9 protein-coding genes are annotated in these 16932 nt (G+C 43.7%); all 9 read left to right on the forward strand.

All coding sequences use genetic code 11. The features are described from left to right. The 9 genes from BW980_RS19075 to BW980_RS19115 all read left to right on the forward strand — a co-directional run bounded on the left by BW980_RS19075 (window position 1) and on the right by BW980_RS19115 (window position 16796). Entirely contained in the window at window positions 1–2418 is a 2418-nt protein-coding gene (locus BW980_RS19075; RefSeq protein WP_076456755.1) for a glycoside hydrolase family 95 protein, read from the forward strand. A gap of 12 nt (window positions 2419–2430) precedes the next feature. After that, window positions 2431–3906, forward strand: coding sequence for an alpha-L-fucosidase (locus BW980_RS19080; RefSeq protein WP_139327738.1), 1476 nt, complete (start codon window positions 2431–2433; stop codon window positions 3904–3906). Then, a complete protein-coding gene (locus tag BW980_RS19085) occupies window positions 3906–5024 on the forward strand; it encodes an alpha-L-fucosidase (RefSeq protein WP_076456757.1) in 1119 nt (372 codons plus the stop codon). The genes BW980_RS19080 and BW980_RS19085 overlap by 1 nt, the downstream gene beginning before the upstream one ends. Window positions 5025–5031: 7 nt before the next feature. Further along, on the forward strand, window positions 5032–7470 hold the full coding sequence (locus tag BW980_RS19090; RefSeq protein ID WP_217694816.1) for a right-handed parallel beta-helix repeat-containing protein: 2439 nt from the start codon (window positions 5032–5034) through the stop codon (window positions 7468–7470). Window positions 7471–7529: 59 nt separating this feature from the next. After that, complete coding sequence (locus BW980_RS19095; RefSeq protein WP_217694817.1) at window positions 7530–9017, forward strand: alpha-L-fucosidase; 1488 nt, start codon at window positions 7530–7532, stop codon at window positions 9015–9017. A gap of 2 nt (window positions 9018–9019) precedes the next feature. Further along, window positions 9020–10462, forward strand: a complete 1443-nt coding sequence (locus BW980_RS19100) for an alpha-L-fucosidase (RefSeq protein WP_083690546.1) — start codon at window positions 9020–9022, stop codon at window positions 10460–10462. A 112-nt stretch (window positions 10463–10574) separates the two neighbouring features. Further along, the gene (locus BW980_RS19105; RefSeq protein ID WP_076456760.1) at window positions 10575–12974 is read left to right on the forward strand and encodes a carbohydrate binding domain-containing protein; all 2400 of its coding nucleotides are present in this window, start codon (window positions 10575–10577) and stop codon (window positions 12972–12974) included. 11 nt (window positions 12975–12985) lie between these two features. Beyond that, window positions 12986–14455, forward strand: coding sequence for a sulfatase (locus BW980_RS19110; RefSeq protein WP_076456761.1), 1470 nt, complete (start codon window positions 12986–12988; stop codon window positions 14453–14455). Window positions 14456–14477: 22 nt separating this feature from the next. Next, window positions 14478–16796: a right-handed parallel beta-helix repeat-containing protein gene (locus BW980_RS19115; RefSeq protein WP_076456762.1), complete on the forward strand. Its 2319-nt coding sequence runs from the start codon at window positions 14478–14480 to the stop codon at window positions 16794–16796. Window positions 16797–16932 lie beyond the last annotated feature (136 nt).

A 16932-nucleotide genomic window follows, 5' to 3' on the forward strand; every position in this document is an offset into this window, starting at 1 on the left:
ATGGAAGAAGTGATAAAGTCATACAAAACCATAGTATTACTTGGGGTGAGAAAAAAAAATGTACCCCAAATTATACTGTTGGCACTATTGAACATTGGTTGTGTTGCCATCCTTCGGGGCCAAGAGAATCTAAAACTTTGGTACAACGAGCCCGCTGCCCAATGGAAGGAATCATTGCCGATAGGTAATGGAAGGATAGGTACTATGATAGCAGGTAATGTTGAGAGGGATACGCTTGTCATTAATGAGGAAACGGTGTGGACGGGAGGTATACATGATTATATAAATCCTGAAGCTAAGGGGCATCTCAAAGAAATTCGTCAATTGATTTTAGATAAAAAATATGACGAAGCTCTTCAGGTAGGGGACCAATATATGATAGGAAAACCTAAGAAATTACAAAGCTATCAACCTTTGGGGAAATTGGAATTTAATTTTCCACATAAAGGAAACATAACTGATTATAAACGCAGTTTGAGCCTGAACGAGGCGATTGTAAATATTTCATTTAAGGAAAACGGAGAATTGTACACTCGTGAGTATTTGGCTTCGTTTCCAGATGATGTTGTGGTCATGCGTTTTTATACTGAAAGTGACCAAGGACTCCATTTTGACTTACAACATACTTCTAGACATGAGTCTTCAGGTAGCTTAAAAGGAGATACCTATATTTTAAAAGGAAAGGGCTCCAAGGGTGGTGGTATAGAACCGGATATTCAGTTTGAATCGAGGATTGAGATTTTGGGAGATGGTTCTTTTGCTTTAAACCCTGATGGAAGCTTACGGGTAACAGGTGGTCAGGAAGTTGTTTTACTTTATACGGCGGCCACCAATTACAAAAAATATAATGATGTTTCTGCCAATCCTGAAGAGTTATGCGAGGCCATTTTAAGCAAATTAAGACATCAAGATTACCCTGATTTATTAAGAAAACATGTAGACGATTATTCGGGCTTGTACAACAGACTTCAGGTTGATTTTGGTTTGGGCGAATTTTCTGATGTGCCAACGAATGAATTGATCGACCGTTTTGTGCAGGGCGAAAGAATACCTGTTATTGACGAGTTGTTTTATCAAATGAGCAGGTATTTAATTATTTCTGGTTCGCGCAAAAAAAGTCAACCTCTCAATCTTCAGGGCATTTGGAACGATAATATGCAACCGGCTTGGGGATCGAAGTGGACCTTGAACATTAACCTGCCCATGAATTATTGGATGGTTGAAAGCGCCAATCTCGCCGAATGCCACGAACCTTTATTCGAATTATTGTACGATTTAAGGGAAACTGGAGCCAAAGTAGCCAGGGAGCACTATGGTTGTCGGGGATTCGTAGCTCATCACAATACAGATTTATGGCGAGCCGCCACTCCTGTAGATGGGGCAACTTGGGGGTTATGGACATTTGGGGGAGCCTGGTTGACAAGACATCTTTGGGAAAGTTATCAATACTCTCAGAATAAGGAATTCCTTAAGAAGGTTTATCCAATAATGAAAGAAGCTTCCCTTTTCTTCTTTGATTTTTTATCCGAAGGAAATGATGGTTATCTCGTAACCTCACCGTCAGTTTCTTTTGAACAGTCGTATCGATTGCCTAACGGAAAGGAAGGAAGGTTGGCCGAGGGGCCTACCATGGATAATCAGATACTTCGCGATTTGTTCGGTAATTGTCTTAGGGCAGGGGAAATTTTAAATGACGATAAGGTATATCGCGATAGTTTGGTTTTGATGACTAAGAAGCTCAGGCCCTCAACCATTAATCAAGAAACAGGGGAGTTAATGGAATGGGCATGGTCTGCCGAACCCCGTAATATTAGTGGGCAATTAGCACCGCTGTGGGGAGTTAATCCGGGCACTGAAATTAACTATTCCGATAGTCCTGAATTAGCTATGGCCGCGGAAAAGACAATAAAGGCAAGAGATCCTTTTGTTGCCTCTTATGAAACAACAGGGAGTTGGGTCAGCGGAACTAAAGCTAATTTTTGGGCAAGACTTAACAAAGGGGATGAGGCTTATTATATAATAAAAAGGAGCTTCATTGAAAACTTGTTTCCTAATATGTTGGTCAGTTTTTATCCTGAAAAGTACTTTCAAATCGATGGAAATTTAGGTATGGCAGCAGCAATGAACGAAATGCTTCTTCAAAGTCATCGTATTAATGATGTTGGCCAAAATATAATTGAAATTTTACCGGCTTTGCCCTTGGTTTGGAAAGATGGGAGTATTCAAGGCATTCGGGCCCGTGGCGGATTTGAGCTTTCCATGGCCTGGAAGGACGGAAAATTAAGGGCTGTAAAAATACTTTCTAAAAAAGGGAATACCTGCAATTTGGTGTATGGCGATAAAAGTATTGAACTAGAAACCGAGGCAGGGCAATCTTATCTATTGGACAGGGAACTCAATATCAAAACAAAAAAATAAATTATGGTTAAAATGATACATACGAATCAAGGGAAACTATTTCTCTTAACGCTCTTGTTAAGCTTACAGGGCTTTGCACAGAAACAATACGAAGCCAATTGGAAATCTTTAGACAGTCGCCCCGTTCCTGAATGGTATACCGACGCCAAATTCGGTATTTTCATACATTGGGGACCTTATTCGGTACCGGCCTTTTCTAAGGTGGGCGAATATTCGGAATGGTACTGGATGAATTTGGCCAATCCGCAAAGGGTTAAAAATGGGTATAAGGAAACCAATGAATTCCATAATCGGGTCTATGGGGAAAATTTTACCTATCCTGATTTTGTACCCTTGTTCACGGCCGATATGTACGATGCGGATCAATGGGCCCGTATTTTTGAGAAGTCTGGGGCCAAATATGTGGTGCTGACTTCCAAACACCATGACGGTTACACCTTGTGGCCGAGTAAGGAGTCCGACAAATCATGGGGCCGCCCGTGGAGTGCTACCAACTCCGGTCCCGGTCGCGATCTTTTAGGTGAACTTACGACCGCAGTACGTAAAACCGACGTGAAAATGGGAATCTATTACTCGCTCTACGAGTGGTTCAATCCCTTGTACACTTCTGATGTAAACCTGTACGTTGACCAACATATGGTGCCCCAGTTTAAAGATGTGGTCAACAAATATTCCCCATCCTTGATTTTTACCGATGGTGAATGGGACTACCCCCATACGACATGGAAGGCGACCGAGCTATTGTCTTGGTTGTACAATGAATCACCGAGTAAAGAAGATGTAGTGATCAATGACCGATGGGGAAAAGAGACAAGACATCACCATGGGGGCTACTATACTACCGAGTACGGTTCGGGAATGCCCAATGCGGATGTGCCTTGGGAAGAAAATCGAGGCATGGCCCATTCATTCGGGTTTAGTAAAACCGAAAATTTCGAAGATTACAATTCTACCCAAGAGCTTCTGTATATGTTGATCGATATAGTGAGTAGGGGAGGAAACTTTCTTTTGGACATAGGCCCAACGGCAGATGGACGCATACCCGTAATCATGCAGGAACGTCTTTTGGAAATGGGAGATTGGCTCAAGGTGAACGGAGAGGCAATTTACGGCACTACGCTATGGAAGGAAACATGCCAGTGGACCGATGGTAAAGTGCAAGATGCCAAAAGAGGACGGTATAAAGTGAAGTACGATGTTATGAAACTGACGGTCGATCCAGAACCCGGGTTTGCCTCTAAAGAGATTTTCTTCACCCAGAAGGGGCAAACGTTGTACGGTATTTGTCCGGTATACCCCAAAGGAAACCTGACGGTTAAAAACGTCAAATTGAAGTCCGACGCCAAGGTGACCTTACTTGGTCATGAAGGCCCTTTAAAATGGGAACAAAGTGGAAAGGATATTATAGTGAACGTTCCCTCGTTGACGGCATCGGAAGTGCCTTGTGATTATGCGTGGACGTTTAAAATCGATGGCGTAAAAAAATAATGGCGGAATACTCTAAAAATATAACCTCCAAATTACGCATCGTACTGCTTTTGTGCTTGCCCTTGTTCGCTTGTAAAGACATGGTCTCCCCAAAAGGGAAAGAGAATCACGATATGGTAAGCCAACAACGGTTGCCCGAATCAAAATTGAGGGAATGGCAGGCGTTGAAGTACGGTATGTTCATACATTTTGGTATGAGTACGTTTTTAGGGGAAGAACTGCCCGATGGCCAAGCACCGCTAGATACCTATGCCCCGACCAATTTAGATGTATCGCAATGGGTCAGGGTGGCAAAAGAGGCGGGTATGACCTATGCGGTTTTGACGGCCAAACATGTTGCGGGCCATTGTTTATGGCCCTCCGATTATACCGATTACGATGTGTCGGGAAATAAAACGACTGTTGATGTGGTAGGTGAATTTGTAAAGGAGTGTCGTAAGCAGGGAATACGGCCGGGACTCTATTATTGTGCATGGGACAATCATCATACTTTCGGAAGTCTTATGCCGGGCAAGTCGGAAAATTATAATGGGGCCATGGTCACACCTACGGAAATGGAACCGGCAAAAGGAGCACCGTACACCTCCCATTTATATCAGAATTTCATGACCGCGCAAATAGATGAGCTCCTTGAAAGATACAGTCCCTTGGTCGAATTCTGGATCGATATTCCCATCATTCTAGGCGATGGCTATCGACAGTTCATCTACGACCGTATCTCAAAAAAATACCCAGATATGCTCATCGTCATGAACCATGGAAAGAAAAAGGTAGGGAAGGACCTTGTCTTTTTAGATAAAAAGGCCTGGCCCACCGATGTTTTGACCTTAGAGCGTTTCTCTCCCGAAAAACCGTATGATCCCGTATGGGAAATAAAAAATCGACGGTACTACCTACCTGCCGAATCGAACATGCCCATAGGCAATGAGTGGTTTTGGGAAATTGATGACGAGGCCAAACCCATAGACGAGCTGACCTCCAAATTTCAGGATTGTTTGGATAATGATGTAAACTTTCTACTGAACGTGCCGCCCGACCAAAGTGGTCAAATACCTCAGAAGTGGATCCGACCATTGATGGATATAAAACAGAAAATGAACTTGCAAATTCAAAATTGAACAGAAAATGAATAGCTTACGCTTTAACCAACATCGGTTTGCCTTTATGAGGCCAACGGCCTTACTACTTGTTAATCTGCTTATCTATTCTTTGGGGCATGCACAAGAAAATAAGGAAGAAGGGCAACCCGCATTTTCGTTTCCCGAATACAGTGCCAAATACACCGACAATCAATTTTTAAAGGATGTAGCACCCGGCGCAAAATTCTATGTTGGTCCGAACGGTAAGGACAATAACCCCGGAACGAAAAACAAGCCCTTTAGGAGTTTGGAGGCCGCAAGAAATGCGATAAGGAACTTAAAAACCACTAAGGGCTTGCCCGATGGAGGGATTGAGGTAGTCGTATTGAAAGGGACCTATTTTATTGAAAACGAGTTTCGACTATTAAAAGAAGATTCAGGAAGTCCTGATAAACCCGTGGTCTATAGCGGAGAGGCCCCCGATGAGGTGATTTTCTCTTCTGGAGCAGAACTCAACGTAAAAAAATTGCATAAGGTAAAAAATGAAAAACTGCTGGCCAGACTCCACCCGAAAGCACGTGGAAAAGTCTTGAGTATAGACCTCACGAAGCATCAAGCCGCTAAGGCGTTTAAGGGTGATGGTGAATATGGGCAATTGGCCATGAACGGTAGTATGTTGCAATTGGCACAGTGGCCGAATCGAGGATATAACCATATAGGGGAAATTTTAGAGGAAGGTCCCACTACACGTTGGCTTAAACCTAATGAGAAACCTATGCCCTACAGTAAGGAAAACCCGACCGGTGGGAAATTTAGGTTTAAGGAAAACCTTTCACCTTCTATTGCGGATGAATTTAAAAGAACGGGAGATATGAGGGTCCAAGGCTACTTTCATAATGATTGGTACTTTCAGAACGAAGCCGTAGGCAATATAGAGGAGGGTTCCGTTCAGCTGTTGCACCACACCCGATACGGAATTGTCAACAAGATCAAGTCCATACCAAGAAGGGTACGCCTTTTTAATGTTTTGGCAGAATTGGACGAACCGGGGGAATGGTATTTCGACAAAAAGGAACAACGCTTGTACGTCTGGCCTATTGCCGGATTTATGCCAAAAACATCAAGATTGACCGTGATTGGCGACCAAGGGAAAGGCGAGAAAGGCAAAAGCGGAAAATTGGCAATGATCAGCCTTAAGAACACCTCAAACGTAATTTTAAAGAACTTCGTTTTCGAAAATACGGCCGATTTGGCCGTGAGTATAGAAGGAGGGGAACACAACCTCTTGGCCACAAGTACCGTTCGTAACGGCGCCGGAAAGGGAGTCAACATAATTGGAGGGAAATACAACGGTATTACCGCTTGTAATTTCTATGATCTTTATGCGGCCTTTAGTATCTCCGGAGGCGATTTTCGATCCTTGGAACACTGCTTCAATTTCGCAACCAATAACATCATAAGGGATTGCCGTTATCGTGGGTATGGGCTCATAGGCTTATCGGGTGTCGGTATATATTTTGCGCACAACCTTTTGTACAACATGAACGGGGCTATCTCCTACAAAACGGTAGATCTTTTAATGGAATACAATGAATTTTATAACATAGGTTATGAAATGGGAGATTTTAACGTAGCCTACTGTGGGGCGCAATGGTATACCATGAACAATGTGCTGCGGTACAATTTTGTACACCACCTCATTGAACCTGGGGGACATCCGGTTATGGCCTTTAGAAATGACGATGGTGGCGCAGGTCTGAAAATCTATGGAAATGTATTTTATAGGTCGGGTCGCGGTGGTGCCGCTTTTCAAGGTCCATTAAATGATTATCAAAATAACATTACCATGGACTGCTCGGTAATGTGGTGGACGAATAAAAGCGCTATATCTCCCGATGAAATTCAAGATCGATGGAAGGACCTCTCTAAATTTGGGCGAGACCTTCCCAAGGGAGACAAAGGGGATTATCTCAATATTGTTGAAAGTGTTATTGGAGAAGAAGGCTGGTTAAAATCGCCGTGGAAGGAAGCTTTCCCCGAAATGAAAGAAATGATAGAAAGCAACCCTTGGGCACAGACGTTTTGTCACGTGAAGGATAATTACACCTTTAAAGTCAGTCAAAAATTTCACATACACGGTGGTTCAGGTACAATTGAAGGCCTAGAGAGTAGTGAGGTCGGTCGTTTTACGGACCTTCCGGTAGAGGGCCATTTTGAATTGCCCACCGATATTGACCTAAGTGTTTTTCGCGACGTGTCTTCCCTCGATTTTAGTTTTAATAAAGATTTTACCCCAAAGCCCAATTTTAAGCCCATACCTTTTGAGGAAATAGGCTTGGTAAAAGATCGCTTCAGGCCGAGTACGCCCGATAAAAAGAAGTATCGAAGTGAAATTTATAAGAGGTTCAAGAGCGAAAAAGGTGGGCGTTACAATGCGGAAATCGTCAATGCAAGATACCCCTTGCCCAGTTACCTGAAACCATAGGTTTTCCTCGTTCCAAGCAAAAAAAATCAGTACAGATTCAAACCAAAAATATCAAAACTATGTTTAAGACCCGTACCCTAGTGCTCATGCTTTCAACGAGCTTTCTTTTGTTCAATTGTAAGGAGGAAGAAAAAGTCATTACGAAAAACGTTGAGGTTGATACGGAAGAAACGGCCAGGCCATTGGCGGAACTACAGCTCGATTTTTTAAACACCCGGTATCAGGCCTATTTTCACTATAATATGTGCACCTTCAAAAACCTGAATTCCGAAGAGCATTTTGGGCGGTCTACGGGTACGGAACCAGCGGGTATGTGGGCGCCTACGGGCTTAGATGTGGCACAATGGGCCCAAGTGTGTAAAGATGCACGGATGGAAGGCGGATGGTTGACCACTAAACACCACGGGGGCTTCTGTCTTTGGGATAGTGAATATACCGATTACGATGTGGCTTCCTCTGGCGTTAAGACCGATGTGGTAGGCGAATTTGTAAAAACGTTTCGGGATGCCGGCCTAAAAGTAGGGTTGTATTATTCTATTTTAGACTATCATCATGGTGTAGAAAACGGGAGTACGACACGCGAGGAAATTGAGTTTCTAAAAAATCAGATTACCGAATTGTTGACCAATTATGGACCAATAGATTACATCAATTTCGATGGTTGGTCGTCATGGCCTACCACCCCGAATTTTGATGATGTTCCCTATGGTGAAATCTACAGATTGGTAAAGTCATTACAACCCAATTGCCTTATCGTCAACCATACGTACGAGTCTAACTTGGCCCATGCCGAAGTGCCGTTTGCAGATGCGGCGGGCCGTGCCTATCCATATCACCCGGATTATATGCGGCCAACGGCTGCGTCCGATTTGGTTCAAATCGATTGGTGGTGGGATGATAATAACAATATGCGTGTTACTAAAAGTGTAGCGTATATCTTAGGTCAATTAGACAGTTACAACTCCCATAATTCGGTTTACATTCTGAATATTTCCCCCAACCCTGCAGGACGTATAGACGATGATGCCATCGTTCGATTAAAAGAGGCCGCAGAGGTATGGAAAAAACCCGAAGACCTAAAAAAACCAGGGGCGAATTGGGGTTTTTCTTATGAGGTTTCCGAAAACTTGGCCTTTTTAAGGCCTTGCTCCCAATCGAGCACCCATACTTTTATTCGTGATAAGAGAGCCTATCCGAGGGCCGATATCGCGGTTGATGGGGTAACCGAAGGCAATGGTGAAATGGAGCAAACTTCATGGACGGAAGTTGAAGACCGCCCTTGGTGGAAGGTAGATCTTCAGGCCCAACATAAAATAAACGAAATAAAACTGTTTGACCGCACCGATGAGCATACGGACGAACTGAAAAACTTTACGGTTAGCATATGGGATGCCGACGAAAAAGAGGTTTGGAAATCCGAAGAGGTGAATGCCGCATCAAAAACGCATACCATCGCCGTTCCCGATATCGTCGGAAGTTTTGTAAAAGTTCAATTAAATGGAAAAGGTAGTCTTGCTTTGGCAGAGGTTATCGTAAAGGGAAAATAATTATGAAAATAGGAAAACTAGTAGCACTCTTTTTAATTGCGACGCATATTCAAGCGCAAACAACTATAGATAAGAAGTCAAAACCCTTGCCCGAGCTTCAGCTTGATTTTGTAAACACCCGTTACCAGGCCTATTTTCATTATAACATGGCCACTTTTAACAATGTCAATTCAGAAGAGAAACAAGGTCGGGCCTATGGTAAGGTCGCCCCGACAACTTGGGCGCCTACGGGACTCGATACGGACCAGTGGGCCCAGGTGGTAAAAGATGCTAGAATGACCGGAGGCTGGCTTACTACAAAACACCATGGTGGCTTCTGTCTATGGGATAGTGCCTATACCGATTATGACGTGGCTTCTTCGGACGTCAAGACCGATGTTGTCAGAGCCTTTGTCGATTCGTTTCGCAAGGCGGGCCTGAAAGTAGGACTGTATTATTCGATATTGGACTATCATCATAAAGTAGAAAATGGTAGTACATCGCGGGCGGAAATCGAATTCACTAAAAATCAGATCAGGGAATTATTGACCAATTATGGGCCAATAGATTATATCAATTTCGATGGCTGGTCTACATGGCCTACCAACCCTGATTTTGACGATATGCCCTATGGTGAAATTTATGCCTTGGTCAAATCCCTGCAGCCCAATTGCCTTATCGTAAACCATACATATGAGTCCAATCTGGCCCATGCCGAGGTTCCCTTTGCCGATGCAGCGGGAAGGGCTTATCCGTACCATAAAGATTATATGAGACCGACTGCGGCCTCCGATTTTATTCAGCGAGGCTGGTGGTGGGACAACAACAATGGCTTTGGCGTATCTAAAAGTGTTGACTACCTGCTAAAACAACTGAATAGTTACAACTCTCATAATTCTGTCTATATACTTAATATTTCGCCTAATCCTGAAGGACGGATCGATGAAGACGTAATAACGCGGTTAAAAGAAACTGCGGCGGTATGGCAGAAGCCGGCCCCACTTGAGAAACCAGGATCCGATTGGGGTTTTTCTTATGAGGTTTCCGAAAACCTGGCCTTTTTGAAACCTTGCTCCCAATCTACGACCCATCCCTATATCAATGATAAAAGAGCCTATCCAAGGGCCGATATTGCCGTTGATGGGGTAACCGAGGGGAACTGGGAAATGGAACAGACATCGGGAACCAAACAACAAATGAACCCATGGTGGATGGTGGATCTTCAAGACACGGAAAAAATCAATGAAATCACCATATACAATGCTACCGGCCAGGAAAAAACAGAAATGACCGATGTGGTCGTCTCCATTTTGGATAAGGACGAAAAAGTAGTTTGGTCCAAAGGGTTTAAAGAATTTCCCGATCCTTCAAAAACACTAAAGACCAAGGGCGTGTTTGGACGCTTCGTAAAGATAAGGATGCAAAAAGAAGGTAGCCTTAGAATAGCCGAGGTAATTGTAAAATAATCCTTAGGGCAGGCGGCAAGCGCAGGTGCCCTTTGTTTAAAAGAAAGGGATAGGGTTTCCTGTCCGTAACAAGATATAACTTAAAAAATAGCTCTAATCGGCCTTTTCAAATATGGGAGTTCAAACTGTACATATTGTTCGTTCGGAAAAATCAACCGGCCGACTGCTAGTTATTGCCTTGTTCCTGCTTACATTTTCTTTGCAATTTTCGGTTTATGCCTTTGAGGACAAACGACCCGACAAGGTATACTATGTGAGTAAAAAAGGAAATGACAACTGGTCGGGTAAACGGCCTAAGCCGAATTCAAACGGCTCGGAAGGTCCTTTTTTAACTATTAAAAGGGCCTTGGAGGCTATGAAGGATGGTGGCATCTGTTATATTCGGGAAGGCACGTACCGTGAAACCATAGTTCCAAATTTTATAGGTGGACCGTCAAAGAAATTGAGACTCGTCGGTTATAAAAATGAAAAGGTTGTTATTAACGGATGTTCAGTAACGGACAAGGGGTGGACCAAAATATCTGAGCATATTTTTAGTGTCCCCCTAGAAAAAACTTCGGAAGATTTAATCGTGTTCCATAATGAAAATTGGACTCCCGAAGCGCGTTGGCCCAATTACTCGGGCGACCTCCTTAAACCAAATTTTGCCAAGGTAGACGGTGGTACCGCCCTGTCCTTGCAAAATACCGATTTACCCAAGAACATAGATTTAAAAGGTGCGACGCTCTATGGTTTCTTTGGAAAGGAATGGGCGTTACAGACCTTTATCGTTTCCGGGTATAAGCCTCATGAACAAAGGATCTCCTTTCCCGAGGCGAAAAGAAGGCAAAACTATTACGGAGGTGCATCTGGGTGGGACAAAAATTATGCGCCTAGAAAGGGGAATCGATTTTACATTTCCGGTCATTACGATTTGTTGGATACCGATGGGGAATGGTATTATGATCCCCAAAAGGAAAAACTCTTTTTTTATTTAGAAGACCGTGAAGCCGCATCTGAATTAAGTCTCGAAATAAAGACGAGAAACAATGCAATTGATTTGTCGGGGAGTTCTTATGTCGAAATCGCCAATCTTGGCATTTTTGGTGCCGGAATAACTTCTGATGCCCATACGCGGCATTGCCGCATAAAAAACGTAAAAGGGTTCTATGTTGAACCTGGTATCAATTTATCGGGTGAGCATAACGAAATCAACAGTTGTGAATTTGCATATAGTCCGAAGGCCTTGGTTAACATTGCGGGAAGTAATAATAAGGTCGTGAACAGCTATATCCACGATGGAAATTATACCGGCACATGGGACCAACTGCTGAATACCTCTGGTAGCGGCCATTTAATTAGTCACAATACGGTTGCCCGCGCAGGTGGAGGTTGTATAGGACCGGGAGGAAAAAATATGCGTTTTCAATACAACAGTGTTAGTGATGCAGGCCTCATTCGCCATGATATCGGCGGTTTTTATGTAGCCAACAACGATGGGGCCGGTACGGTCATTCACCATAATAAAGTGCACAAGGTCTATGGCATTGGTATTTATTTAGACAATAGTACCAGTAATTATACCATTCACCATAACGTAGTGTGGAATTGTGGTTGGGAGTACATACTTTCTGAAGCCCCGCCGGGTTTTTTGAGTATTGGGGCCTATGATGGCATACGCCTTAATACTCCGGGAAACTATAACCTTATATTCAATAATACGCTTTATAATAAATACGGACTAGGGTATTGGGGAAGGAACTTTAAAGAGGATATGTACGGTGATGTAGTGATCAACAATATTTTTACAGGTTCATACCATGTCTCGGAAAACGTAGTTTCCGCCCATAATCTTTTCAAAGATATTGAAGCGCGATTAGTGGATCCCCAATCTCAAAATTTTGAGCTTAGCGCGACATCCCCGGCTATTGATAAAGGGATAATATTGAAATCCATAACGGATAGTTTTGAAGGGCAAGCTCCTGATCTTGGCGCATTCGAATATGGTAAGGAAGCATGGCGTGCAGGGCATAATTTTGATGCTTCGCCAAAACCTGAATTTGAGGCCTTTAAGACCGATTTTATAAACTTGCTTACCAACGGCACCTTTGAGCAAGGGTTGAACGCTTGGCATAAAACAGGGGAAGGAGTGCAAATCATTCAAGAGGATTCATGGGGCATTGAAACGGCAAAAACTAGAATGCAATCGCATTCTGTTGCGATCCATAAAAGAAATAATGGCGTTGAACAAACCATAGAAAACCTTGAGCCCAATACGAATTATACCATGTCGGTCTGGGTCAAGGCTTCCGGCTCTGGTGCTAAAGGTGAATTACGTATTGAAAGCAAGGATTCCAAAATGTCAGGTCAAACTTCGCTTACCTCCGAATGGGAATTTTTAAGTATTGAATTTAAGACCGATGACAAATCAAAACCCTTTACCGTTTCATTGCTAAATACAGGCTCTCAGGGCACGGTTTATTTTGATGATGTGGGTTTGGTCAAGAATATAGGAAAGGCGATAAATAATTAAAACACAACACCATGAATGGAAGATTTTTTTGCTTCATTTTACTAATTGCGGTTTGTTTCGGCTCATGTAAAAATACGGTTTCAAAAGAAACGGTATTACATGAAGAAAAACAGGGGTCTCAGCGACCTAACATCGTTTTTATTTTTGCCGATGATTTAGGTTTTGCCGATCTAGGTTTTACCGGAAGCGATACCCATTTGACACCCAATTTGGATAAGTTGGCCAAGGAAAGCGTTTACTTTGACCATGCCTATGCCGCCCATCCGACCTGTGCACCGAGCCGCATGGCTATAATGACAGGAAAATACCCGGCACGACTGGGAGCCGTAAGCCATGGCAAACTTGGCGGGGTCGCCCATCCCGGGCCCGGTGATAACGGTTTGCCCATGACGGAAACAACCATTGGCGAGGCCTTGAAGAAAGAGGGGTATACTACCGCACATATCGGAAAATGGCATATTGGAAAAGGTGAAAATAATCCAGGTACACGAGGATTCGATGTAGATATTGCATCTAATGAGTTTTGTTGCCCGGGGAGTTATATGTACCCTTTTGAGTCGAACAATGAAAAGCAAAGGGTGGCCTCAAAAATTCCGGATTTGGAAGATAGGAAACCAGGCGATTTTTTAACCGATGCCCTTGCGGAAGAAGCCGTGAAATTTATTCATTCTACAGATGACAAACCCTTCTTCCTGAACATGTCATTTTATGCCGTTCATACGCCTATAACCGCCATACCCCAAAAAGTGGAAAAGTATAAAAGGTTGATCGGTCCCGATGCCAGACAGAAGAACCCTACCTATGCCGGTTTGGTCGAACACTTTGATGACGCTGTAGGTGCTATTCTTGAGGCCTTGGAAAAAAAAGGAATAATCGATGACACCATTATCGTATTTACCAGTGATAATGGAGGGGAAATCTTAAACGGTATTACGGATAACTTTCCATTGCGGGACGGCAAAGGTTCTTCTTACGAAGGAGGTACCCGAGTGCCCCTTTTGGTCAAATGGCCCGGCGTTACACAGGCGAATACGGTAAGCCATGAACGGATCATAGGGTTTGATTATTATCCGACCTTTCTCTCTATGGCCGGGGCAAGTCCTGATTTACATGATATAGATGGAAGGGACTTTAGCCCCTTGTTGAAAAATCCAAGGGAAAAACTCGAGGAAAGGGACCTTCACTGGCTCAAATACCTTTCGTTGATTCATTATAGAATTCCTATAGCCGATAATAAGAGATGTTTTGAGACCGTAGTCAGTGGAGATTGGAAGCTTCACGAGTATTTTCAAATGCCGGATGGTTATAAGCAACACTTTGAGTTGTACAATTTGAAGGACGACCCCTCGGAGAAAAACAACCTAGCTAATAAATTTCCAGAAAAAGTACAGGAGTTAAAACTGAAAATGGAAAGCTGGAAAAAAGATATTGGCGCTCCCGTTTACGATATGGAAAAATTTTATGGGCATATAAAAATATAAACCAAAAAGAACCCTTTAAGACATGAATAAAAAAACAATAGTAATCTGTATAGGAATCATTCTTTTGGCCAATTTTGTGGGGCATTCGCAACTATTCGTTTCTCCTGAAGGCGGAGATGGCAGCAAAGGAACCCGATCGGACCCTACCTCCTTTGAAGGGGCCATCGAGAAGGCTTCGGAAATCTTAAAACGGAAAGGGGTACCCAAAAAAGGACTTACCATTACGCTTGGCGGAGGGGTCTATCGATTTAAGAAAAAAGTAGTTCTGGGGCCTGAATTCCAAGGAACAGAGGATAGGCCGATAATCATTAGGGCGGCAGAGGGAGAAAGTGTGTTGTTCGATGGGAGTATGCTCATTTCGCCCGAAAAATTCAGTGTGGTAAAAGCTCCCGATGAACTGGCCAGGCTATCTGCCGGGGCATCGAAAAAGATTATGGTGGCCACCATTACCGATACTACAATGTTGGGCAGGTTCAACAAAGACCTGATGCTTAGTCTCAGCTATGACGATGTAGAATTTTTGCCTTCCGTTTTTCCTAATGAGGGCTATGCAAGCTTTGTGGAAGAGACGGTACGGGCAGAAGTGTCACCTCCGGCCGTTCCCGTAGGGAAACAAGATTATGGGGTCCGCGCAGGCTATGTACCATACTTGGTGAAAGATAAGCCCAGGGGCTGGAAAGGTTCCCTGGAAGACCCGCGTGGAGCCCAGGCCCAAATTGGGGATAAGGCAGACGAAATGGCCGGCAGTTGGCAACAATGGGAGAACGAACTTAGAAGAAACAATACCAGAAACCAGCTAACCGGTTTTATAGAAGCCAGTTGGCTCTTAAGCTCACAAGCCGTTTACGGCGCTGATGCCACAACGAAATCGATTCACCTGACCCGTGCCTTGGGCTATGGGTGGGCTTGGAGAAAGAACGACAAACCTTTTCGTGTTTTTGGGCTTCTATGCGAACTTGACCGGCCCGGAGAATGGCATTTTGATCCATTGACCAACCGCTTGTTCGTTTATCCGCCCACCCCCATAAACGGAAACACGCAAATAGGCTTATCGGTGGCGAATGGCTTTTTGGCCCTAGACGGAACCCGTCATGTTAAGGTAATCGGACTTTCCGTTAAAAATGTAGGAAGCGGCAGTGTGTATACGATCAAAGGCGACCATAACCTTGTGGCCGGTGCCCAGATTACGAATTCTACGGCGGCGGGAGTTGAAATTCTAGGCACCGACAATGTCGTTAAAAGTTGCGATTTGGTTGATTTAGATGTGCACGTGCGGCTAAGCGGGGGGCTACGTTCCCCTGACGAAATCACTCCGGGTAATAACTTGGTGGAAAACTGTCAAATCTATCAAGACAGTTTTAAACATGAAAAGGTCAATATTGTTATGAATGGGGTAGGGAATATATTTCGTCATAATATGATCCATAATTCCTTGGGGCAAGCCATGGTGGTTAATGGGAACGACCATTTGGTCGAGTATAACGAACTCTTCAATATCGGTTATGAGGAGGGTGATGGCGGAGCCATATATTCCGGAGCTGATTTGGGCGGTTTCGGAAATACATACCGCTACAACTTCTTTCATCATTTGATGCACGTACCCGGAAAGGTCGAACGTGCCGGATTGCATTTAGACGACGGACAATCGGGAGCGACCGTAATCGGAAATGTATTCTATAAATCGGCATCCAAAGGCGCATTTATGTTCGGAGGGGCCGGTCATACCGTAAAGGAAAACGTATTTCTGGAAGGCGATAGGGGGGCTTACTTCGTACAGAGCCTAGGAAATAAAATGTTCGATATTCAAAAGGAAATTGCAGCAGACCCGAATCATCATCGTAAGGGAACCAAGGAAGATTATATCGGTCGCGTAGAATTGTATACGGGAAAAAGAGGATGGACAAAATCGCCATGGAAGGATAAATACCCCCTGATGCGAACCATTTTGAGCGATACTTTAGAGTTTGGCCGCTTATGGCCAATCCATATTACGGTAGAGGATAATTTTAACTATGCGAACAAGCGGGGCATCGATAAGATTATCGATTATCGCGTTGCTCCAGAAGCTCTTGCCAAGTCTAGCGTAAAAAACAACAAAGAAGTGACCCCCGATGACTTTGTCGATTACGATGCAATGAATTTTGCCTTCAAAGATGAGAAAAAACATGCGGCCATTCCTTTTGCGCAAATTGGATTGTATGTCGATAGTTACAGGAAAAACACCCCGGACAAAACCAAATACAGAATGGCCGTTAAGGAGCATTTTAAGGGTATCGTTAGCGGTCATCCGGGTACCTTGCTTCGAATCGATACGGCAAAATTGGTAAGGGAGGAAAAATAAGGGCGCATAGAAAATACCGTAAGCCTGTTTTTAGCGCGGCCGCATCGGTAGGCCGGTGTTTGACAAGGTGTCTTTTCAGGGTTTAAATGTCCCATGGTTTTCTTAATCTGAAATTTTAAGTATCAATAGGGGAGTT

The sequence above is a fragment of the Zobellia uliginosa genome (genome assembly GCF_900156625.1).
Taxonomy (GTDB): Bacteria; Bacteroidota; Bacteroidia; order Flavobacteriales; family Flavobacteriaceae; genus Zobellia; species Zobellia uliginosa.

Bases quoted from the DNA above. Each gene is read 5' to 3' on its own strand.
- BW980_RS19090 (WP_217694816.1), top strand. From the start codon at position 5,032: ATGAATAGCTTACGCTTTAACCAACATCGGTTTGCCTTTATGAGGCCA.
- BW980_RS19080 (WP_139327738.1), top strand. From the start codon at position 2,431: ATGATACATACGAATCAAGGGAAACTATTTCTCTTAACGCTCTTGTTA.
- BW980_RS19085 (WP_076456757.1), top strand. From the start codon at position 3,906: ATGGCGGAATACTCTAAAAATATAACCTCCAAATTACGCATCGTACTG.
- BW980_RS19115 (WP_076456762.1), top strand. From the start codon at position 14,478: ATGAATAAAAAAACAATAGTAATCTGTATAGGAATCATTCTTTTGGCC.
- BW980_RS19100 (WP_083690546.1), top strand. From the start codon at position 9,020: ATGAAAATAGGAAAACTAGTAGCACTCTTTTTAATTGCGACGCATATT.
- BW980_RS19095 (WP_217694817.1), top strand. From the start codon at position 7,530: ATGTTTAAGACCCGTACCCTAGTGCTCATGCTTTCAACGAGCTTTCTT.
- BW980_RS19075 (WP_076456755.1), top strand. From the start codon at position 1: ATGGAAGAAGTGATAAAGTCATACAAAACCATAGTATTACTTGGGGTG.
- BW980_RS19110 (WP_076456761.1), top strand. From the start codon at position 12,986: ATGAATGGAAGATTTTTTTGCTTCATTTTACTAATTGCGGTTTGTTTC.
- BW980_RS19105 (WP_076456760.1), top strand. From the start codon at position 10,575: ATGGGAGTTCAAACTGTACATATTGTTCGTTCGGAAAAATCAACCGGC.